Source organism: Adhaeribacter swui (genome assembly GCF_014217805.1).
GTDB lineage: Bacteria > Bacteroidota > Bacteroidia > Cytophagales > Hymenobacteraceae > Adhaeribacter > Adhaeribacter swui.
Genome location: NZ_CP055156.1, coordinates 3,727,271 through 3,749,694, shown reverse-complemented (window position 1 = coordinate 3,749,694; position 22,424 = coordinate 3,727,271). Strand labels below are relative to the sequence as shown.

Below are 22,424 nucleotides of genomic sequence, written 5' to 3'. Positions count from 1 at the left end.
AAAAGCAAGGATCTTAGCTGACTTACAACAGTCTGCTTCTATACTTGGCATAGAGTAAGTTTGAATGTCTAAGACAGATTAGCCAAAAGAACACTTTTAGATAGTCAAGCTGTGTGTATAATCAGCACAATCCCCACCAGGAACACGGTGCTATGCCCAGGCCGAGCAAGGCCGGGTTGCCCTTTCGAGCGCTACGTAGTTTACAATTACACCCAATATCAGGTCAATATCCACCGGGGAGGTTACCGACATGCCCGCAATAGCAATGGCTGCCATTTATAAGATATTAGCCAGGCTAAAGATTACTCCGCCCATAAATGCGCTTAGCAAATTTTCGGGTAGAGCCTGTTGCCAATCGGGGATAAAGCTATGACCTTGGGAGCCGGTACTGCCTACCGTAATCGCCGCCACCAGCGAAAATCAAAGAATGCCTAATACATAATCTCAGTAAAATAATTCAAAACGCCATTTGCCAGGTATTAGTTTTTGGGTATTGGCCTACAAATCCCAGCAAAGCATAGTAATTACGCAGAATAGAACCGCAAGCGTATAATTTTCGACAATAAACATAATTGGCTTTATACTTTATAGTTTATATAAAAAACATCTTTTTAGCAATTAACTCATTGCGGTAGGGAATGGACGATTGCGCTCCTAGCTTGGTTACCGAAAGAGCGGCCGCTAAACAAGCAAATTCCACCGCCGGAATAAGCTCCTGCCCTTCGGCTAGTGCCACGGCCAGGGCACCATTAAAAACATCCCCCGCAGCGGTAGTATCCACAGTAGCTACTTTTTGCGCCGGCACCATGGTGAATCCTTCCCCCGTAAAAACCAAAGCTCCCTCGGGTCCCAGGGTTACTATTACATTTTTCACTCCTTTTTCATAAAGCACCATGGCTGCCTTTTTGGCGTCTTCCATACACTTTACTTCCACTCCCGAAAGCATTTCGGCTTCTTTAGCATTGGGGGTAATAATATCAATGCGTTTTAACAATTCTGTTGACAGTATATTGGCCGGTGCAGGATTTACAATTACTTTAATGTTTTTGCCAGCGGCGTATTGCGTAACAAAATCAACTGTTTCGATGGGTATTTCCAGTTGAAGTAATATAATGTCTATATCGGTAATTTTCTGTAAACACTTTTCTACATCTGCTGGCATCAGGTTAGCGTTGGCACCCGAGGCTACCACAATGCTATTTTCGCCTATTTGGTCTACTGTTATTAGTGCCACGCCGGATGGAGAAGTAGGATCAGACAAGGCGCAGGAAGTATTAATACCTTCTTCTTCAAACAATTGCAACGATTGCTTGCCAAATATATCCGTACCAATTTTGGTAATAAAAGTGGCGTCTCCTCCTAGGCGGGCTACCGTTACTGCCTGGTTAGCGCCCTTACCACCTGGGTTCATAAAAAAAGATCCTCCCAAAACGGTTTCTCCCGGAACAGGCAAATGCGTGGTTTTCACCACCATATCCATATTGGTACTGCCAATTACAGTTATTTTCTTTATTTCCATTAAATAGTACGAGAAAGGGTGATTCGTGAATGAGCTAAAATCAAAAATAAAAGTAGTTATGGTTTGTAGATTATCAGTTTTTATCTTAAAACATATTTTTAAATTAAGTATAATTTAAACTTTTCAATTTTTAAATTTTTAGAATTATTGCCTTAAAACCTGTTTAGAGTTTGGCTTTTTTATTGATTTTTCGAATAAGCTGGATCCTAATAGCCAGAAAATGGAGCGCAAATTAATGTTGGGCTTTTGTTTCAAATCGGATGAGCAAAGTTTTAAAGCTATCCAGCCAGGCATTGGCTTGTTCCATGGCATTCTTTCGTTTGAAGAGTTCTTCATCAAAATAGATGTATTCTTGATTTGGTTAACTATTGCGAGGATTACAGGCGATATTTGCTTATATCCCCCTCTGGGCACATTGTTGTCGGAACTTCTGGCTGTCAAAACCCGCATCGGCATGTAAAAATAAGCCATTGGTTGCACAGCCAGCCTCTTGTAATAAATCAAATAACTCTGCTACCATCGGCTTAATCTGGTATAAGTCATGGTGCTGGCCCGCTTGCGAATGGCAACAAGCAAGCATCAACGGTTTGCGTACCGGCGGCAAACATAGCCTGAGTACCGCCGTAAATTTAGCCCATCAGACCTACCCGACTGGTATCAATTTTCATATCTAGCTGCCAATGCATCCACCCCGGAGATAATATCACGCAAATCGCCTAAACCCCAGTCTCGCCGGTTGGCCCGGGTAAATTTTTCACCTTGGCCCTTACTACCCCTTGCGTTAAGGAAGAATACATAGTAACCCATTTGCGTATAAACGGTGGTATTAGAATCAGGCGCCATCTAGGCGGAGGTAGCTATCCTGGCGGTTCCTATTACTATTTCCCCTACCTTTGTTTTAATTAATTAAATAGTAAATGAGCAGCACTTTTGATGTAATGGTAGTGGGTCTGGGCGCAGCGGGCAGCTCCGCATTGTATCATTTATCTAAAACAGGCAAAAAAGTTTGCGGTATTGACCAGTTTGTGCCGCCGCACGCGCAAGGTTCGTCGCACGGACAAAGCCGCATCATCCGACAGGCTTACCACGAAGATCCGCTGTATGTACCTTTTATAAAGCGCGCGTATGAGCTCTGGGAGGAAATTGAAAAAGAATCGGGCAAGCAGTTATTTTTAAAAACTGGCGGACTAATGCTCGGAAACTCCAATGCCGGTGTAATTAAAGGCGCCGAGCTTAGCGCACGCACGCATGATATACCTTATACGTATTTAAGCAACCAGGAAATCAGTACCCGCTTCCCGGCTTTTAAACCAGACAACGATGTTGTGGGGGTGCTGGAAGAAAACGCCGGTATATTATTTCCGGAGGACTGCATAAAAACCCATCTGGAGGTAGCTGCATTAAATGGCGCAGAAATTTTAAAAAATGTAAAAGTTACAACCATTCATACCCATTCGGATGTTGTAACAGTGGGGACTAATCAAGGCAAATACTTGGCAAATAAAGTAATTATTGCCACGGGGCCCTGGATAAGCGAGTTTATACCCGAACTAAATCTACCATTAACAGTAGAAAGGCAAGTTTTGTACTGGTTTAAAACAAATGAACCGAGCATACGGTTAGATAATTTGCCTATTTACATTTGGGAATATGCGCCGGGTAAAATGTTTTATGGTTTTCCGGATTTAGGCGATGGCATTAAAGTAGCGCACCACCATGCCGGCGAACCAACTAGTCCGGATACTTTAAACCGGAATATAAGCCCGGAAGAAATAAGTTCGATGAAAAACGTAATAAGCACTTATTTTAACCTAAACGTTGAATTTAATTATGGCACGGTATGTATGTACACCAACACGCCGGATGAGCGCTTTATTATCGACTATCATCCTCAACATAAAAATATGATTATCGCTAGTCCTTGTTCGGGGCATGGTTTTAAATTTGCGAGCGTAACGGGCAAACTATTAAGTCAGCTGGCGCTTGATGAAAAACCGGAACTGGATATCTCCCTATTCAGTATAAGCCGATTTAGTAAATAAAGTAAATGATTGAATTAAAAAATATAACCAAAACCTTCCGTCAGAAAAACCGGATAGTTACCGCGCTCAATGGGGTATCGCTGCAGGTTAGTAAGGGCAAGATATTTGGGGTAATTGGCGCTTCAGGGGCAGGAAAGAGTACCCTGATCCGTTGCGTAAATTTGTTGGAAAAACCTACTTCGGGCGAAGTGATTGTGGACGGGCAGGATTTACTGCAATTATCCGCCCCGCAGCTGGCACAGGCACGCCGGCAAATCGGGATGATATTTCAACACTTTAATTTGCTATCGTCTCGCACTGTGTTTGATAATATTGCCCTACCTTTAGAATTAAGCAACACCCCCAAACAAGAAATAAATACCCGCGTGCTCGATTTGCTGGCATTGGTAGGCTTACAGGAAAAACAACACGATTACCCCAGCAGCCTTTCGGGCGGACAAAAGCAGCGGGTTGCCATTGCCCGTACCCTGGCCAGCAACCCCAAGGTTTTACTTTGCGATGAAGCTACTAGTGCCCTAGATCCGGAAACCACCGGTTCTATCCTAAAATTGTTAAAGGATATTAATCAGCGGCTGAACATTACCATTTTACTTATTACCCACGAAATGAACGTGGTAAAATCAATCTGCGACGAAGTAGGCGTAATCAGTAACGGGCAGTTGATTGAGCAAGGCACCGTGGCCGACATATTTTCGCATCCTAAAACCGAGCTAACCAAAAAGTTTATCGCCTCCTCATTAGAGATCGAATTACCCGAAAATTTTAAAAATCGGTTAAGCAACACCCCGGATAGCGGCAAACACCCATTAATCCAACTGGAGTTTTCGGGTCAATCGGTGAATGATCCGGTACTGTCGGAAACAGCGCGCACTTTTGGGGTCGATTGCAATATCATTAGCGCGCGTATGGAATATGCCGGCGGGGTTAAATTTGGCATAATGCTGATTGAAGCCTACAGTACCGGCGAACAAACCGACAAGGTATTGGCCTATTTTGAAAATAAACTGATTAAAACGAAACTAATAGGCTATGTCTGATTCCATGCTATCACTCCTGGTTCAGGGCTTACTTGAAACCATATTAATGACGCTTGCTTCCGGCTTTTTCGGTTTTGTGATAGGCCTGCCGGCGGGGGTATTCCTGTTCATGACGCGGCCCGGCGAAATACTGCAAAACGGTTCACTTAACCGGGTAATATCCGTTATTGTTAACATTTTCCGTTCCATTCCTTTCATTATTCTAATTGTTTGGATGATTCCGTTTACCCGCGGCTTAGTGGGCACTTCTATTGGGGTAAAAGCCGCTATAGTACCGCTGAGCATTGGCGCAGCCCCATTTATTGCCCGCATGATTGAGAATAGCCTGCTGGAGATACCGCCCGGGTTAATAGAAGCAGCCCGGGCAATGGGCGCTACCCCTTGGCAGGTAATACGCAAGATTTTACTACCGGAGGCATTACCGTCTATTGTAAACGCAGCTACCATTACCTTAATTACCCTGGTGGGCTACTCGGCCATGGGTGGCGCCGTTGGAGCCGGCGGTTTAGGGCAAATTGGGTATCAATATGGTTACGTAGGTTATGATACCTTGGTAATGAACTCGGTATTGATACTCCTGGTTGCGCTTGTTTTTATAATTCAATTCACCGGAAATCACCTTTCAAAGAAGGTAGATCACCGTAAATCCATTTAACTTATTCTAATGCAAAAACAGATTAAATTTTTAGCAACCTTATTATTTGGTGTTTTTATAGCCGGTTGCGGCGCTGAAAAAAAGAATGTTCCTAACCATATTGTGGTAGGCATTATGTCGGGCCCGGAATACCAGATAGCCGAAGCGGCCAAGAAAGTGGCCGAAGAAAAATACAAGCTTAACGTAGAACTGGTAAGCTTTAACGATTATGTAATGCCCAACGAAGCGCTGCAGCAAGGCGATATTGATGTAAACGCTTTTCAAAACAAACCCTACCTCGACGTTCAAGCCAAACAGCGGGGCTATAAGCTGGCCATAGTGGGCAACACCTTTGTTTACCCATTGGCTGGTTATTCTAAAAAAATAAAAAAGCTGGACGAACTGAAAGAAGGTAACACCATTGTTATCCCGAATGACCCAACTAACAGCGCCCGGGCTTTATTGCTGATGCAGCAGGCGGGTATTATTCAGTTAAAAAATGGCGTTGGTATGTTCCCTACCCTTGCCGATGTTACAGCTAACCCCAAAAACATTCGCATTTTGGAAATGGAAGCCCCGCAGTTGCCTCGCGCCCTCGATGACCGGGATGTTACTATTGCCGTTATTAACGCCACTTTTTCGACACCAATCGGCCTTAATGCCCTCCGCGATGGCATTTTTGTGGAAGATAAAAGCTCGCCTTACGTAAACAACATTGTAGCCCGCGAAGACAACAAGAATGAAGAAAAAGTAAAAAAGTTTGTCCAAGCTTATCAATCGCCCGAAGTAGAACAGGCCGCTATTAAAGCATTTGATGGAGGCGCCATTAAGGGCTGGTAACACCAAACTAAATTCAGGTATCCGTGAGAAAAAGATGGGGTTGTTTTGCTGGCAAAACAACCCCATCTTTTTCTACTTTAATTTTCCGCTTGATTTATAAAAAGTTTTGCCATTGTTAAACCCGTAAAATCAAAAAAGCCTGTAGGTATATAACCTACAGGCTTTTTCGATTTTACTTGCAGAGAGAGAGGGATTCGAACCCCCGGACCTGTTACAGTCAACGGTTTTCAAGACCGCCGCAATCGACCACTCTGCCATCTCTCTTTAGTGATACAAAAGTAGGAGTTTATACGAAAACCACCAAAAAAAATTTTATTTTGTTTATCTAAAATTTATAACACACTTACTGTGAATACATTTTTTTAAAAATTTCTTTTTTTCGATCACGTAAACCTACTTTAAACTTGCTCCTCTTTCTTTTTTAGGGGCCTTCTGGTTAGCGGTAATTGGTACTAGAACCCATTTTTAACTAAAATAATAAGCCGCTTTTTTATATAAGGGTTTATGATTTTACTCCAGATTTACTTTTGAGAAACGTTTGGTTATAGAATCAATGCTAATGTTTATTTCAAAACCCAGCACCAAAATCATGGAAATAAAATCCAACCAGATCATCATCCCCACTAAAGCTCCAATGGAGCCGTAAAAATGGTTATAGGTATCAAAAATGCGGATGTAAAGCGAAAATAACCACGATACCAGGAAAATGAGCAAGGTAGCCACTACGGCTCCTACCGAGAAAAAGGGCCACTTATCGTTAATAGCTGGCACGTAATAGTAAATAGAACAGGTACCCAGCAAAAACAAAAGAACAATGGCAATGTATTTTAAAGCAACAATTAAGGTGTAAGTAAAAGCTTCCGTTACAATCTCGTAAAACACCAGCACATCCAGCAGATAGGTACCAAAAAATATAATACCAATAGACATAATCAGGATAAAAGAAAGCATAAAGGTAAGTCCGGTAGCAATAATCCGTTTCCGGAGATAAGATCGCTGCCGAAAGGTTTTATACTTTTTATCAAAAGCATCCATTAACGACATTAACCCATTGGTAGATAGCACCAAGGCAAATAAAAAGTTAACAGATAATAAGCCCCCCCGCGGGATATTTACAATATCTTCGATGGTGCTGGAAGCGGCCGCGTACATCTCCTTGGGCATAAAATCCTGTAAAAAATTAAGAATACTGGAATTTAAATCCGGAATGGGGATATATGGGATAAGCGTGAATAAAAAAATAATGGTAGGAAATATGGATAAGGTAAAGTTAAAAGCCATATAGGAGGCTCGCTTCGTAAGCGAATCGAGCTTTAACTCCCGGATTAAAACTTCCAGAATATCGTACACCGAGAGCCGGCCTTGACTAAACCGCAGCCGCTTCAGGAATATAATAAATTTCCGGTAGGGTTTCCGATCTTCTACATATTTCTGCTGAAGGCCCATATTCTAATAATAACTTTCGAGCAGCGAAACTAAGCTCTCCGGAACTGCCGTTGGTTTCCCAGACCGCATATCCACAAATACCAACGTGGTATCGCCCACATTTAAAAGTTCTTTTGCTTCGTTAAACACTTCGTACTCAAACTTTATACGCGTTCCGTGGGGTTTGTTTGGGATAATTACTTTAACGGTAAGTAAATCGTCGTAACGGGCTGGTCGGATGTATTTGCACCGCAGCTCCAAAACAGGCATCATCACGCCCGCTTTTTCTAGTTCTTTGTAGTTAATACCCAAATTACGGAAGGTTTCGGTACGGGCTACTTCGTAGTAAGCGGCAAAATTACCATAATAAACGTATCCCATCTGGTCGGTTTCGGAATACCGAACCCGCACATTTACTTCCGATTGAAACATCTTTTTTAAAATTAGAAATTAGAAATAATCTTTAAACGTTATGCCCCGATGCTGTTAACAAGAATTTTAAAAAATTAAAAATTAGCCAAAGTTTATACTACCAATTTCTAATTCATAATTTTTAATTTCTAATAACTTTATCTCATAATATTCCGCTCATTTAGGGCTTGTTGGTAACGACGGGCATTCCGGATGTGCTCGGCTTCGGTCACGGCAAAATTATGGTAACCCGAGAAGTCTTCTTTGGCGCAGAAGTAAATGTAATTATGCTGTTCCGGGTTTAATACCGCATCGATAGAAGAAATAGAAGGTAAATTAATAGGACCTGGCGGTAAACCTTTGTACTTGTACGTGTTATAGGGCGAATCAAAGCGTAAATGTTCGTTTAGCACACGGCGGATACTAAAATCACCTAGGGCGAAAACTACGGTAGGGTCGGCCTGTAAAGGACGTCCGGTTTTTAAACGGTTCAGGTAAACACCCGCAATCCGCCGGCGTTCGTCTGGGTGCACTGATTGTTCCGCTTCCACAATAGAGGCCAGCGTAGATACTTCGCTTTTTGTTAAGCCCTGGGCTTTGGCTTTAGCTACCCGGGCAGGAGTCCAAAAAGCATCGTATTCCTTTTTCATCCGTTTTAACAACTCTTTACCCGAGGTATTCCAATACAACTCATAAGTGTTCGGAATAAACATGGTCATGATGGTAGTTGTGTCAAAGCCCAGATCTTGCACGTACTTTTGATCGCTCAGCAAAGAATCCAGTTCGGTTTGAGTAGCCGAAATATCGCTGCTTAACTTAGCCGTTAAATCTTTCTTGATGCGGATATTATTAAAGGTAAGCTTTACCGGCGATTGAATACCGGCCCGTAACCGGCCTATCATCTGATAATTAGTGGCTCCGTTAACTAACTCGTAATGGCCTGGCTTAATAAGCTTGGGGTAATCCATTAACTTCGCCATAAAACGAAAAGATAACAGATCAATTACTACTTTTTCTTTTTCTACCGAATCCATTACCTGCTCAAAGGAGGCGCCGCGGGGAATGCGGATATAGGTATTTTTGCCGTGCGTATCAATGTTGGGCGTATACACAATCTGGTAGGCATAGTAAGAAAAGCTAACAAACAAAATACCACCTACTACCAGAAAATTGCGAAGCGCATTTGATTTTTTCCGGGCTTTTTTCTGAACTTCCATTTTATAAAATTATGTCCTCTCAGCCGCCCTACGCAGGCGAGACGAGTAAACAAAAGTAATACATCTGACAGGATTTAAAAACTTTGACGAAGGGAGAGCAAACAGTTGTTTTTAAAAAACTATTTGTAGTTTCGTATTATTCATGGACGTAGCGCGCAGTAAAATAAAAGTTAACTAGCTATATAAACGTAACCCAGGCAAAGTTATTTTGCCTGGGTTAATATCCGAATCATACAACTAGAGACAACCTTTGCCTTTGAGGGTGTCTCCACCACCAAAACGGGATATCGCCACAAAATACTACTCGCTTTTAGCTGGCACCTTTAATTAATACATTTTAGAATGCGAAACAGATTCATCCATTCTATCTAATAATTTAAAAACCAACCTCGTGTAAATTCAAGAATTTTAAAAATTTTAAATTTTAAAAATTCTCTGGCGGTAAACCTTAACCTTGCAATCGGGCAATTTCGGCGCGTAGCTCGGCTACCACTTGTTCTACAATAGCACTCATTTTGTTTATTAATCCAGGAATTTCGGCTAAGTTGCTTTGTTGCCGCGCATCATTTTCTAGGTTCCGGATGGGTTGATGTAAACTGGAAATTCCTAAAGTATCAAAGTTAGATTTTAACTGGTGCGCCAGGCTGGTTACAGTTGCCCAATTAGCTTGTGCGGCTGCTTCCTGCATGGCTTTTACCTGAGGAGGCACCTGGTTGATAAACAGCATAAAAAACTGAATTAAGAAATCGTTTTTGCCGTTAGCCATTGCTTGCAAGGTAGCCAGGTTACATAATTTATCGGGTTGTGAATTAGAAGTAGGTAGCACAGTATGCAATTGGTTTAATTTTGTAGTAGAATGTTGCAAAGGTTTATTTAAGTTAGTCGCAATCTTTTGAAAGAGTTTTAACTCCTCAAAAGGTTTCGCCAGATAGTCGTTCATACCCGCCGCGATAAATTTCTCGGCATCTCCTTTTAAAGCATTTGCCGTAAGCGCAATAATGGGAATATTTGCTTTAACCGGGTCGGGTAATTGCCGGATTTGGAAGGTTGCCTCCGTACCGCTTACTTCCGGCATCTGAATGTCCATTAATATCAAGTCATAAATACAGTCAGTGGCTAAGTCAATAGCTTCTTTCCCGTTTTTAGCTACATCTACCGTAAAGCCCCAGTTTTGCATAATAGATTTAGCTAAAAATTGATTTACCTCATTGTCTTCGGCAAGTAATATGCGCCGGTGACCAAGGCTGGAAAAATCAACCGTTGTATCTTCCTGAACTACTTTTTTAATTTGATCGGGTTCGGCTTTCCGGAAGGTGAGTTCAAACTTAAACTCGCTGCCCTGCCCCAGAGCACTTTCTACCCAAATACGGCCGCCTTGCTTCTCTACCAGGCTTTTACTAATGGTTAGGCCTAAACCTGTACCTCCATAATTCCGGGAGGTATGCGGATCAGCTTGGGTAAAGCCATTAAAAATGATATCCAGTTTTTCCGGCGATATTCCAATTCCCGTATCTTTTACGGTAAATAATAAACTAATGTGGGTGGCCGATTCATCTAAAACCTCCGTACGAATAATTACTACGCCCTGACTCGTGAATTTAATAGCATTACTTACTAAATTAAGTAAAACCTGCGTGAGCCGATGCGGATCGCCCACCACGTACGAATTAGTTACATTAAAACTTTTTACAATGAGCAGAATATCTTTTTCTTCGGCTTTGTACTCCAGCGATTGTTGAGTGCTTTGCAAAACCTCTTTAATACTAAAAGGTATTTGCTCCAGAGCCATTTTACCGGACTCAATCTTAGCCAAATCCAGGATATCATTAATAATTACCAACAGATTACGCGCCGAGTAATCAATTATATTCAGGTATTTTTGCTGGGATTCGCTCATCTGGGTTTTAGAAAGTAAACCCGCCATACCCAAAATACCATTTAATGGAGTCCGGATTTCGTGGCTCATATTTGCCAAAAAGCTTTCTTTAGCCACAGCCGATATTTCGGCTGCCACTTTGGCTTTCTTTAGCTTATGTTCGGTTTTTTTCCGGGCCGTAATGTCGTGCGATACCGTTTGTACTTCTACCACGTTACCTGTTTCATCAAAAATGGGCCGCAAACCAGTATCTACCCAAATATAAACGCCATCTTTCCGCTTAAGGCGGTATTCTAAATTTTTAATATTTTGGTTGCCCGCCAAAACGTCAACAACAATACTGATTAACTTACTCTTATCTTTTGGATGAATAATGGAGTACGGGGATTTACCGATGAGCTCGTCCGGGGCAAACCCTAAAATATCTTGCACCGAAGGAGAAACATAAATTAATCTGCCGTCTGGCTCGTGCAAGCAAACCAAATCGGTCATATTTTCGGTAATTAACCGAAATTGCTTTTCACTTCGCCGCAAGGCACATTCGGCCGCTTTCCGTTCACTAATATCCTGAATAATACTGGTAAAAATGGGAGTAGTGGGTGTACCGCTGGCCGCAATTGATATTTCTACCGGAAATTCTTCTCCGTTGGCCCGGATAGCCGTTAATTCAACCCGGCGACCTATTATTCTACTGTCGCCGGTCAGGAACAAGCAGCTTAAATCAGAGGTGTTGCCATTAAGTAAACCGGGTGGTATAATAATATCTTGTAGCTTTTTACCAATTACATCTGCCCGGTTATACCCAAAGGTTTTTTCAGCCGCCGGATTAAATTCCAAAATATTACCCATATAATCCATACTGATAATACTCTCCATAGCAGTAGCCAATACCGCTCTGTTTCGGGTTTCACTTTCTTCTAACGCTTCCTGGGTATGCACCAAATCCGTAATATCAATGGCGGTGCCAGCAATAAAAGAATCGCCGTTAATGGTTTGCATAGGGAATTTATATACTAAAAATTTGCGAAGTATGCCGTTGGGCAAAAGTATTTCTTCCCGGAATTCGGTTGCCCGCTGCGATTTTACCACTTCTAAATCATTCTGATGCAGCGCAACCGCAACAGGTTCGGGCCATACTTCATAATCTGATTTACCGGCTACATCATCGCGCGAAAGCCCTAAAACATGTTTATGGGTGGCATTGGCATAGCTGTAGTGCCAATTTTCAGTATTCTTCATCCAGGCTAAAACCGGGCTATTATCCATAAACGCCGAAAAACGTTCTTCACTTTCGAATAATATTCTTTCCGAGTTTTTCTGTTCCGTTACATCGTGGCAAATAGCCAGAACCGCTTTTTTATTATTAAAGTCAATAAAAGAAGCATTCACTGATAAATGGATTTCGGTGCCATCTTTCCGGAAATGCGTGGTATCAACGTTTTCCAGAGTACATTGCATCCTTAATTGCTGCAAATAACTTTTTCCTTGTCTTGCATTTTTAGAAATATTTACCAGGCTTATGGCAGTAAACTCCGGTAACGTATAACCATAAAGTTTACAAGCCTTATCATTCGCATCAAAGATTTGTTCTGTTTCTAAGTCAAAAATAATAATGGCATCGTTGGCTTTATTAAAAAGATCGCGGTAATCGCGCTCCGAACGCATCAGGGCCTCGCGCTGGTTCGAGATATCCCGAATAATAGCCAAACATTTTGATTCGCCGTTTTGGTCGGTATAAGTATTGGAACTAATTTCGGTCAGGAACCGCTCCCCATTTTTACGAACCAATACAATCTCGCCTTTAAAGTTGGGGTTATGCTCTTTTTCCTGGCGAAACAAGAAAAAACTAGGATCGTTTTGATCTACAACTTGCAGGTAACTTAATTGTTGTAGCTCCGCCGCAGAATAATGCAACAAGGCACAAAGCGCTCTATTAGCCCCTTCTATTTCGCCTTTTGCCGAAAGAATTAACATGGCATCCGGGCTGTTCTGGAATATTTGCTGAAATACAATTTCGAACCCAGAGTTCTTATCACTATTATTTTTAAAAAATTCCGGTTTAGCGCTGGATGCTTGCGAAACTAGTTGATCTGGAGCAAACAGGCTTAATTTTTCCTCTAAAACCGCTTGCTTCTGCAAAAGAAGCTGATTTTGATTCTCCGATTCTATAATTTGTTGCTGCAGTTCCTGTAATTTATTTAGTAGCTCTGTTTGCATAATTCTTTCACACGGGTCAACGGGCTTACTAGTTGCTTAAACCGTTATAATACAAATTTAATAAATAACCTGATACTTGTATTGTTCTTTCAGAAGAACCCTTAGCCCAACTTGTATTGCCACCAAAACAGAATTTTGCCCGGATAAGTATTAATAGAAGAACATACCAATACACCTACTTCTGCTAAACAAACACACTTTCTGAAATAGTTCGTTAAAAAAATAAACCAATTTTTAAATTACCGGTAGAATACAATGCATTTTATAATTAAATAATATATCCTATGGCGAGCGCAGTTTTTTTAAAAATTCATCCGGCCAACCCACCCATGAATAAAATTTTACAGGTGGTAGAAATATTAAAAAAAGGCGGAATAGTAATTTACCCAACAGATACAATCTACGGGATGGGCTGTGATTTACATAATGCCAGGGCGCTGGAAAAACTTTGCCACATCAAAGGTATCAGACCCGACAAAGCTAATCTTTCTTTTATCTGCTCTGATCTAACCCACATTTCGGATTATGCTAAAAATATTTCTACGTCGGTTTATAAAGTTATGAAAAAAGCTTTACCCGGCCCATTTACCTTTGTGTTGGAAGCCAGCAGCAAGGTTCCGCGCTTAGGCGGCAACCGAAAAAAAACAGTCGGCATCCGGGTACCGGACAATAAAATTCCGTTGTTTATTGTAAAAGAACTGGGCAATCCAATTATTTCTACTTCCATCCACGATGAAGACGATATTATTGAATACGCCACTGATCCGGAGTTAATTTTTGAAAAATTTAAAAATTTAGTGGATGTAGTTATCGATGGCGGTTACGGAAATAATATCCCATCCACGGTAGTAAACTGCGAAGATGAGCAGTTTGAAGTTCTACGCCAAGGCGCCGGCATTATTGAAGAATACGTTTGATTAAGTTATGAGTTAAAAGTTATGAGTTTAGAGTTATGAGTTTAGAGTTATGAGTTAAAATTCTTAAATTTTAAAAATTTCAAGAATTTACAACTATGTGTTTTTAAGCCTATCTACTATCCCGGCCCTAATTCACCAAAATCGGTTACTCATAACTTTTAACTCATAATTCTACACTTTTAACTTGCCTCGCCCACCGGGCGCTGGTGTTTCCAGCGGCGATGCGACCACAGGTAATCGGCGGGGTTTTCCTGAATCCAATTTTCCAGCATGCGGGTAAATTGCTCAGTTACCGGAAACGCAGTTTGCCTAGCTGCTTCGGATGGCTCAATAGGAATAAATTTAAAATTATACCAACCACGACCTACCCGTTGTGCATGAATAAAAAACACGGGCATGTGAAACGAAGCGGCTAACTTTTCGCCACCCACAAAAAAGCCGGCATCCTGGTGCATAAAAGTAGTCCAGTACTGAATTTCACTTTTAGGGGGCGTTTGGTCGGATAACATGCAAAAAAGCCGGGGCTGGTTTTTGCGTTGAATTAAATACCGGAGCGTGTCTTTCATGCGAACCATGTTGGGCCCTAACCGGGTACGGGCTTGCCAGATAAAAGCTTCGAAAAAAGAATTGCTCAACGGTTTATATACCACATCAATCGGGCAATTAAAAAACGGGATGCCCCCAGAAGGCGCCCACTCCCAGTTACACTGGTGCCCGCCTAAAGCTAAAGCTATTTTACCTTGGTTAGTAGCAGCCGATATTACCTCCGGATTTAAAATTTTTACTCGTTTATGTAATTCTTCTGGCGAAATGGCAGCCAGCTTTATGGTTTCAACTACTATATCGGTCAGGTTCCGATAGAACTGCTTGGCAATAGATAAGCGCTCCGCTTCGGTTTTCTCCGGAAAGGCGTTTTGCAAATTTTTAAAAACTACCTTTTTCCGATATCCGGTTACATAATATAATAAAAAGTAAAGTACGTCTGATAAAAGATAAAGTACCCCAAAAGGCAACCGGGCTATACCTTGTAATAAATACCAAAGCGGATAAAAGCGCCTGGGAATCTGCAATTTCGTCATGCCGGAAATTGATTTGCAATGCAAGATTTTTTATCTTACTCACGGTTTCCAAATAAAAGGTGCTAATATAGTAATCCAGAATCCGAATTCCTTACTATGATCCTTTTAACTGAAATCCAATACAACCCGTGCATTGCTTATTTTCAGCAGGCCGCCCAAGTGGATGAAATTTGCCTTGAAACGCACGAACACTATGTGAAACAAAGTTACCGTAATCGTTGTTATGTATTAACCGCGCAAGGAGTAAAAGATTTAACTATTCCGGTAAAAAAGGGCAATAGCAAAGTTTTAATTACTGAATTAGAAATTGACTACAACCAAAAATGGCTTAATACGCATTGGCGCACCATTAAGTCGGCGTACGGGAGCTCCCCTTATTTTACTTTTTACAGCGATTATTTACAACAAATACTGGAGCAGCGCGTTTCAACATTATTCGAGTTAAATTTTGCATTATTAAAGTTTTACGTAAAAAGTTTGCAAATCCGCAAACCTATTACCTATACAAAGGAGTATATTCCATTGTACCCAAACGGGGTGCTCGATTTACGTAACCAGATTCATCCCAAGCAGGAGTCTGCCATTTTGGACGTAAAACCATATCAACAAGTGTTTGGCAAACAATTTGCCCCCAACCTGAGTATAATTGATTTGTTGTTTTCACAAGGTCCGGCAGCTAAAAACTTCCTGTAATTTCGGTAAATTAATACACTGAACAATTACGTACTAAAGCTTGTTTTTATATAAAAGACGCTTATCTTGGAGCAGCGCAATCAATACAAACGCATTTTTTATTTTTTAAATAATATACATGGAAGCTAAATTCTCAAACCGAGTAAAAGAGGTCATCTCGCTTAGCCGTGAAGAGGCTATCCGACTTGGTCATGATTATATAGGTACGGAACACTTGCTTTTAGGTATGATTCGCGAAGGCGAAGGTACTGCCATTACCTTGCTGAAGAAATTGGGTATTTCGATTGACGAGTTGAAGTATGCATTAGAGCAGGCCACCCGTAATACGGCGACCCCCGGCACCAGCATTACCGGCAGTATTCCGCTCACGAAACAAACCGAAAAAGTTTTAAAGATTACTTACCTGGAGGCCAAAATATTTAAAAGCGATATTATTGGCACCGAACATTTATTGCTCTCCATCCTCCGGGATGAAGATAACATATCTTCGCAAACTTTAGCCAAATTCAACGTGAACTACGAAACCATAAGAGATTCACTGGATTATCAAAATAATAATCCGATGGCATCTTCCGATACCGACGACAACGACGATAACGACAAATTGTTTGGCAGCAGCTCCAGCAAAGGTAGTACTGCTAAAAAACCCGGCGAAAAATCCCGGACTCCGGTTCTCGATAACTTTGGCCGCGACTTAACAAAACTGGCCGAAGAAGATAAACTCGACCCGATTGTTGGCCGCGAGAAAGAAATTGAGCGCGTAGCCCAGGTATTAAGCCGCCGTAAGAAAAATAACCCGATCTTAATTGGGGAACCTGGTGTTGGTAAAACCGCTATTGCTGAAGGTTTAGCGCTGCGCATTGTGCAGAAAAAAGTATCACGCGTATTATTTAACAAACGTGTAGTTACTTTAGACTTAGCCTCTTTGGTAGCCGGCACCAAATACCGCGGTCAGTTTGAAGAGCGCATGAAAGCTGTGATGAACGAGCTGGAAAAATCGCCGGATGTAATTTTATTCATCGATGAGTTACATACCATTGTGGGTGCGGGTGGTGCTTCTGGCTCTTTAGATGCCAGCAACATGTTTAAACCAGCCTTAGCTCGCGGCGAAATCCAATGCATCGGGGCCACTACTTTAGACGAATACCGCCAGTACATTGAGAAAGATGGTGCTTTAGCCCGTCGTTTCCAGATTGTAATGGTAGACCCAACTTCGCCTGAAGAGACTATTGAAATCCTGAATAACATTAAAGATAAATACCAGGATCACCACCATGTACTGTACACCGACAAAGCCATTGAAGCTTGCGTGAAATTATCAGACCGGTACATGAGCGATCGTTTCTTACCAGATAAAGCTATTGATATTCTGGATGAAGCTGGTGCCCGAGTACACATCAATAACATTGTGGTGCCGGAGGATATTCTGAAGCTCGAAGAGCAGATTGAAAATATTAAAACCGAGAAAAACCGGGTTGTTAAATCTCAGAAATACGAAGAAGCGGCTCAACTGCGCGATAAAGAGAAAAAACTCATCGATCAGTTAGATGCTGCTAAAAAGAGCTGGGAAGAAGAAACCAAGAAAAAACGTTATACTGTAAAAGAAGAAAACGTGGCCGAGGTAATCGCCATGATGACTGGAATTCCGGTAAAGCGTATTGCCCAGAAAGAAGGTGTAAAGCTTCTGAACATGGGTGAAGAACTCAAAGGCAAAGTTATTGGTCAGGATAAAGCTATTGCCCAGTTGGTAAAAGCGATTCAGCGTACCCGCGTTGGTTTAAAAGATCCGAAAAAACCAATTGGTTCTTTTGTATTCTTAGGCCCAACTGGGGTAGGTAAAACCGAGTTAGCCAAAGTATTAGCTACGTATCTGTTCGATAAAGAAGACGCTTTAGTTCGGATTGATATGAGCGAATACATGGAGAAATTCAGCGTATCGCGTTTAGTAGGAGCGCCTCCGGGCTACGTAGGTTACGAAGAAGGTGGTCAGTTAACCGAGAAAATCCGCCGGAAGCCTTACTCTGTTGTATTGTTGGATGAGATTGAAAAGGCGCACCCGGATATCTATAACTTGTTGTTACAGGTGCTCGATGATGGTATTTTAACCGATGGTTTAGGCCGTAAAGTAGATTTCCGGAACACCATTATCATCATGACGTCGAACATTGGAGCCCGCGATTTACAGGATTTTGGGGCTGGTATCGGTTTTGCTTCTAAAGCTAAACAAGATAACATGGACGAAATCATGAAAGGCACCATAGCCAGTGCGCTGAAGAAAACCTTCTCGCCGGAGTTCATGAACCGTTTGGATGATGTAATTGTGTTTAACTCTTTGGTTCGGGAAGATATTCACAAGATTATTGATATCTCTTTGAGCAAACTTTTAAACCGCGTAGAAGCTTTAGGTTTTAAAATTGAATTAACCGATAAAGCCAAAGACTTTGTGGCGGATAAAGGATACGATCCAAAATACGGTGCTCGCCCATTAAACCGGGCCATTCAGAAGTATTTGGAAGATCCGATCGCTGAAGAAATCCTGAAAGCGGAATTAGTACACGGTGATACCATCACGGTTGATCACGAAGAAGGTAAAGAAACTTTAACCTTCCAGTCGAAAAACAGTGGCAAAGGTACTACCGATACTAAGGATGAATTACCAGAGTCGGAGCCCAAAACTACCGATCCGAAAGCAACTGAATAATTTCATTTAAATAATATTAAAGGCTGGCATTTATGTCAGCCTTTTTTGTTTTTAACCTTTTTTAAAAAATGGAACGCACAAAAAAATTCTTATGCTAATTCTATTTTCATAAATTTACAATATCAACCTACCCTAGCAGCGCAATAGATGGCAGACACTACCCACTTAAGTAAAATTAAGGTATTAGAACAAAAAAACGCGGAAGCCTTATTAGGCGGCGGCCAGGCTCGCATTGAGGCACAACATAAAAAAGGCAAACTGACTGCCCGCGAACGGGTTGATTTACTCTTGGATCCGGGCTCGTTCGAAGAAATCGGAAAATTTGTCATGCACCGCTCCAAAGATTTTGGTCTGGATAAAGAATATTATTTAGGTGATGGCGTAGTAACCGGCTATGGTACCGTAAATGGAAGATTGGTATACGTTTTTTCGCAGGATTTTACCGTCTTTGGCGGCTCGCTTTCAGAAACGCACGCGGAGAAAATTGTAAAAATCATGGACCTGGCCATGAAAAACGGCGCTCCCATTATAGGATTAAACGACTCAGGTGGAGCCCGGATTCAGGAAGGCGTGGTATCCTTAGGTGGTTACGCTGATATTTTTTATAAAAATACACTGGCTTCAGGGGTTATTCCACAAATATCAGCGGTAATGGGGCCTTGTGCGGGTGGGGCAGTATATTCGCCGGCGATTACCGACTTTATTTTAATGGTGGAGAATACTTCTTACATGTTCGTGACGGGGCCAAACGTAGTAAAAACGGTAACCCACGAAAATGTAACATCAGAGGAACTGGGAGGAGCCAGCACCCATAGTACCAAAAGTGGCGTTACACATTTTTCCTGCGCTAACGAAGTAGAATGCATCAACAACATTAAAACTTTACTTAGCTACATACCCCAAAACTGCGAAGATACCACTCCCCTATTCCCCTACGACTCAACTGGCAACGAAGCCCGCGAAATACTGAATAATCTAATTCCGGAGAATCCCAATCAGCCTTACGATATGCGGGAGGTAATTGAGGGCATTATCGACGAAAATTCTTTTTTTGAAGTACACAAAAACTTCGGAGAAAACATTGTAGTGGGTTTTGCTCGAATAGCTGGTCGCAGCATCGGGATTGTAGGAAATCAGCCAGCCGTATTAGCGGGCGTGCTGGATATCAACGCCAGTACAAAAGCGGCGCGGTTCGTTCGGTTTTGCGATTGTTTTAACATTCCTTTGCTGGTGCTGGAAGATGTACCCGGTTTTTTACCTGGTACCGACCAGGAATGGCGGGGTATTATCAGTAATGGAGCTAAATTATTATACGCTTTTTGCGAGGCCACGGTACCGCGCATTACGGTTATTACCCGCAAAGCTTACGGCGGCGCATACGACGTAATGAATTCGAAACACATTGGCGCCGATTTAAATTTTGCCTGGCCTACCGCCGAAATTGCCGTAATGGGTGCCAAAGGAGCCGCTGAAATTATATTTAAACGCGAAATTTCTGCTGCCGAAAATCCGGAAGCCAAGCTGGCCGAGAAAATAGAAGAATACCAAACCAAATTTGCTACCCCATACCGGGCTGCGCACCGTGGCTTTATTGATGAGGTAATTATGCCGGACCAAACCCGGACAAAATTAATAAAAGCCTTTAAAATGCTGGAAAATAAAGTAGATCAACTACCCCGCAAAAAACACGGCAACATTCCATTGTAATTAGATTTTACACTTTAAATAGCAGTGGCTTAACAATTTGGTAATTTATCCGTTCAACAAGTAAAAATTAAAAAACATAGTCTGTGGACTATGGACTATCGTCTATTGACTAACACATGCGACAGGAAAGCTTTCAATTTTTAGAAAAATATTTAAATACAGCAGCCCCAACGGGCTTTGAAGCCGAAGGACAGAAAGTTTGGCTCGAATACCTTAAACCTTACATCGACGAGTACTTCGTTGATACCTACGGTACGGTGGTAGGAGTCATTAATCCGGAAGCGGAATACAAAGTTGTTATTGAAGCCCACGCCGACGAGATTAGTTGGTTTGTTAATTACATTACCGATCAAGGTTATATTTACGTGCGGCGCAACGGCGGCTCCGATGCTTTGATTGCCCCTTCTAAGCGCGTAAATATTCATACCCGCAAAGGCATTGTAAAAGCGGTATTTGGCTGGCCCGCCATTCACGTACGCAAAGTAGAGCAAGACAAAGCCCCTGCCATGGAAACAATTTTTCTGGATTGTGGCGCGAGTAGCCGTGAGGAAGTAGAAAATATGGGTGTACACGTTGGCTCGGTTATTACCTTCGACGACGAAGTAATGCTCATGAACGAAAAATACCTGGTTGGCCGGGCGCTGGATAACCGCGTAGGTGGTTTTATGATTGCGGAAGTGGCCCGGATGCTGAAGGAAAACAAAAAACAATTGCCGTTTGGTCTATACATCGTGAATGCCGTGCAGGAAGAAATAGGTTTACGCGGAGCCGAAATGATTGCCCACCGCATTAAACCCCACGTAGCCCTGATTACCGACGTAACCCACGACACCCAGTCGCCGATGTACGAGAAAAAAGTAAGCGGTGATATTCATTGCGGCAAAGGCCCGGTAATTACCTATGGCCCGGCGGTGCAAAATAACCTGCGGGATATGTTAATTGAAGTAGCGCAAAAAACCGAAACGCCTTTTCAGCGGGCAGCCGCTTCCCGGAGCACCGGTACCGATACCGATGCTTTTGCCTATTCCAACGAAGGAGTAGCATCGGCCTTAGTATCTCTGCCATTAAAATACATGCACACCACTGTAGAAACCGTGCACCTGGAAGACGTGGAAAATGTATCGAAGCTGATGTACGAATTTTTAATTCAGTTACCATCCGGCCACGACTTCCGGTATTTGTCTTAGAAACAGATTATTTGCAAATAAAATAGCTACATTATTTTTTGCACCTCACTGGTTTTAAACTGGTGAGGTGTTTTATTTTAAAATTTTAAAAATTGATGCTGGTTACGGATCAGATGGGCTTCCAGGTTGAAATACCAGAGCAACCCAAACGCATTATTTCTTTAGTACCCTCGCAAACCGAACTGTTGTTTGATTTAGGTTTAGAAGATCGAGTAGCCGGAATAACAAAGTTCTGCATTCACCCGGCGGAACAAATTAAAAATAAACCTAAAATCGGTGGTACCAAAAATTTTAACTTCGAGGAAATAGCCGCTTTAAAACCTGATATGATTATCGGAAATAAAGAAGAAAATTACCAGGTCGGCATCCTGCAACTTAAAGAAAATTATACGGTTTGGATGAGCGATATTTCTAATTTAGTTGAAGCAACCGAAATGATCCGGCAAATTGGGGTTATTACAAATACTTTTAAACCAGCGCAAAAAATTATTCACCAAATTCTTACTGGTTTCCAAGACTTAAATTATCCGGATAAAATTCCGGCTGCTTATTTTATTTGGCGAGAACCATTTATGAGCGTGGGTCAGGATACATTTATTCATCAAATGCTGGACTTGAGCGGTTTTGCTAATGTTTTTGCCGATTACAATCGCTACCCGGAAATTACCCCGGAACAATTGCAAGCAGCTCAGCCGGCGGTTATACTTCTTTCGTCGGAGCCTTATCCATTTAAAGAAAAACACCTGCCAGAATTAAAAAATTTATGCCCGAATGCTTTGATTAAATTAGTAGACGGCGAAATGTTTTCGTGGTACGGCAGCCGGTTGCAATATGCCGGGGCTTATTTTCAAGAATTACGAAAAGCAATAACATCAGCGCTCTAATCAAGGCAAGCACCGGGCTGGTTCATTTTAAAGCTTTC

General features: G+C 41.9%; 21 protein-coding genes and 1 tRNA gene. 12 read left to right on the top strand and 10 right to left on the bottom strand.

Annotated features, from left to right (window positions below; translation table 11 throughout):
• Window positions 1–150 precede the first annotated feature (150 nt).
• The 3 genes from HUW51_RS24775 to rbsK all read right to left on the bottom strand — a co-directional run bounded on the left by HUW51_RS24775 (window position 151) and on the right by rbsK (window position 1,519).
• Complete coding sequence (locus HUW51_RS24775; RefSeq protein WP_262891285.1) at window positions 151–276, bottom strand: hypothetical protein; 126 nt, start codon at window positions 274–276, stop codon at window positions 151–153.
• Window positions 277–411, bottom strand: coding sequence for a hypothetical protein (locus tag HUW51_RS24770; RefSeq protein ID WP_262891284.1), 135 nt, complete (start codon window positions 409–411; stop codon window positions 277–279).
• Window positions 412–592: 181 nt separating this feature from the next.
• Window positions 593–1,519, bottom strand: a complete 927-nt coding sequence (rbsK, locus tag HUW51_RS15680; RefSeq protein ID WP_185270573.1) for a ribokinase — start codon at window positions 1,517–1,519, stop codon at window positions 593–595.
• A 220-nt stretch (window positions 1,520–1,739) separates the two neighbouring features.
• Here rbsK and HUW51_RS15675 point away from each other — a divergent pair, with 220 nt between their 5' ends.
• Together HUW51_RS15675 and HUW51_RS15670 are read left to right on the top strand one after the other, a co-directional pair.
• A complete protein-coding gene (locus HUW51_RS15675; RefSeq protein WP_185270572.1) occupies window positions 1,740–1,979 on the top strand; it encodes a hypothetical protein in 240 nt (79 codons plus the stop codon).
• 10 nt (window positions 1,980–1,989) lie between these two features.
• Entirely contained in the window at window positions 1,990–2,193 is a 204-nt protein-coding gene (locus tag HUW51_RS15670; RefSeq protein WP_185274666.1) for a hypothetical protein, read from the top strand.
• Here the strand turns inward: HUW51_RS15670 and HUW51_RS24930 are convergent.
• Complete coding sequence (locus HUW51_RS24930) at window positions 2,177–2,326, bottom strand: prolyl oligopeptidase family serine peptidase (protein WP_394353958.1); 150 nt, start codon at window positions 2,324–2,326, stop codon at window positions 2,177–2,179. The two genes, HUW51_RS15670 and HUW51_RS24930, sit on opposite strands and share 17 nt — an antisense overlap.
• Before the next feature lie 110 nt (window positions 2,327–2,436).
• Between HUW51_RS24930 and solA the strand changes: the two genes are divergently transcribed.
• Genes solA through metQ form a run of 4 tightly spaced genes read left to right on the top strand, consistent with a single transcriptional unit; the run spans window position 2,437 to window position 6,072 of the window.
• Window positions 2,437–3,561, top strand: a complete 1,125-nt coding sequence (gene solA / locus HUW51_RS15660) for an N-methyl-L-tryptophan oxidase (protein ID WP_185270571.1) — start codon at window positions 2,437–2,439, stop codon at window positions 3,559–3,561.
• A 5-nt stretch (window positions 3,562–3,566) separates the two neighbouring features.
• Complete coding sequence (metN, locus tag HUW51_RS15655; RefSeq protein WP_185270570.1) at window positions 3,567–4,598, top strand: methionine ABC transporter ATP-binding protein MetN; 1,032 nt, start codon at window positions 3,567–3,569, stop codon at window positions 4,596–4,598.
• Window positions 4,591–5,253 carry a methionine ABC transporter permease MetI gene (metI, locus tag HUW51_RS15650; protein WP_185270569.1) on the top strand — a complete coding sequence of 221 codons (663 nt, stop codon included), beginning with the start codon at window positions 4,591–4,593 and terminating at the stop codon, window positions 5,251–5,253. Before metN ends, metI begins: the two co-directional genes overlap by 8 nt.
• A 9-nt stretch (window positions 5,254–5,262) precedes the next feature.
• The gene (metQ, locus tag HUW51_RS15645; RefSeq protein WP_185270568.1) at window positions 5,263–6,072 is read left to right on the top strand and encodes a methionine ABC transporter substrate-binding lipoprotein MetQ; all 810 of its coding nucleotides are present in this window, start codon (window positions 5,263–5,265) and stop codon (window positions 6,070–6,072) included.
• A gap of 179 nt (window positions 6,073–6,251) precedes the next feature.
• Here metQ and HUW51_RS15640 read toward each other — a convergent pair.
• The 5 genes from HUW51_RS15640 to HUW51_RS15620 all read right to left on the bottom strand — a co-directional run bounded on the left by HUW51_RS15640 (window position 6,252) and on the right by HUW51_RS15620 (window position 13,218).
• Window positions 6,252–6,336, bottom strand: a tRNA-Ser gene (locus HUW51_RS15640).
• 246 nt (window positions 6,337–6,582) lie between these two features.
• Complete coding sequence (locus HUW51_RS15635) at window positions 6,583–7,518, bottom strand: YihY/virulence factor BrkB family protein (protein WP_185270567.1); 936 nt, start codon at window positions 7,516–7,518, stop codon at window positions 6,583–6,585.
• A gap of 3 nt (window positions 7,519–7,521) precedes the next feature.
• A complete protein-coding gene (locus tag HUW51_RS15630; RefSeq protein WP_185270566.1) occupies window positions 7,522–7,929 on the bottom strand; it encodes an acyl-CoA thioesterase in 408 nt (135 codons plus the stop codon).
• A gap of 137 nt (window positions 7,930–8,066) precedes the next feature.
• Complete coding sequence (gene mltG / locus HUW51_RS15625) at window positions 8,067–9,125, bottom strand: endolytic transglycosylase MltG (protein ID WP_185270565.1); 1,059 nt, start codon at window positions 9,123–9,125, stop codon at window positions 8,067–8,069.
• A gap of 448 nt (window positions 9,126–9,573) precedes the next feature.
• Window positions 9,574–13,218 carry a PAS domain S-box protein gene (locus tag HUW51_RS15620; RefSeq protein WP_185270564.1) on the bottom strand — a complete coding sequence of 1,215 codons (3,645 nt, stop codon included), beginning with the start codon at window positions 13,216–13,218 and terminating at the stop codon, window positions 9,574–9,576.
• Between the two features lie 284 nt (window positions 13,219–13,502).
• Between HUW51_RS15620 and HUW51_RS15615 the strand changes: the two genes are divergently transcribed.
• A complete protein-coding gene (locus HUW51_RS15615) occupies window positions 13,503–14,135 on the top strand; it encodes an L-threonylcarbamoyladenylate synthase (protein WP_185270563.1) in 633 nt (210 codons plus the stop codon).
• A 179-nt stretch (window positions 14,136–14,314) separates the two neighbouring features.
• Here the strand turns inward: HUW51_RS15615 and HUW51_RS15610 are convergent, their stop codons facing one another.
• On the bottom strand, window positions 14,315–15,214 hold the full coding sequence (locus HUW51_RS15610; protein WP_185270562.1) for a lysophospholipid acyltransferase family protein: 900 nt from the start codon (window positions 15,212–15,214) through the stop codon (window positions 14,315–14,317).
• A 96-nt stretch (window positions 15,215–15,310) separates the two neighbouring features.
• On the opposite strand from HUW51_RS15610, the gene HUW51_RS15605 reads away from it, so the two are divergent.
• The 5 genes from HUW51_RS15605 (at window position 15,311) to HUW51_RS15585 (ending at window position 22,386) form a co-directional block, all read left to right on the top strand.
• Complete coding sequence (locus HUW51_RS15605) at window positions 15,311–15,907, top strand: WbqC family protein (protein WP_185270561.1); 597 nt, start codon at window positions 15,311–15,313, stop codon at window positions 15,905–15,907.
• Between the two features lie 118 nt (window positions 15,908–16,025).
• Window positions 16,026–18,608, top strand: a complete 2,583-nt coding sequence (locus HUW51_RS15600) for an ATP-dependent Clp protease ATP-binding subunit (protein WP_185270560.1) — start codon at window positions 16,026–16,028, stop codon at window positions 18,606–18,608.
• A gap of 147 nt (window positions 18,609–18,755) precedes the next feature.
• Complete coding sequence (locus HUW51_RS15595) at window positions 18,756–20,315, top strand: acyl-CoA carboxylase subunit beta (protein WP_185270559.1); 1,560 nt, start codon at window positions 18,756–18,758, stop codon at window positions 20,313–20,315.
• Window positions 20,316–20,431: 116 nt separating this feature from the next.
• On the top strand, window positions 20,432–21,502 hold the full coding sequence (locus tag HUW51_RS15590) for a M42 family metallopeptidase (RefSeq protein WP_185270558.1): 1,071 nt from the start codon (window positions 20,432–20,434) through the stop codon (window positions 21,500–21,502).
• Between the two features lie 95 nt (window positions 21,503–21,597).
• Window positions 21,598–22,386 carry an ABC transporter substrate-binding protein gene (locus tag HUW51_RS15585; RefSeq protein ID WP_228467047.1) on the top strand — a complete coding sequence of 263 codons (789 nt, stop codon included), beginning with the start codon at window positions 21,598–21,600 and terminating at the stop codon, window positions 22,384–22,386.
• Window positions 22,387–22,424 lie beyond the last annotated feature (38 nt).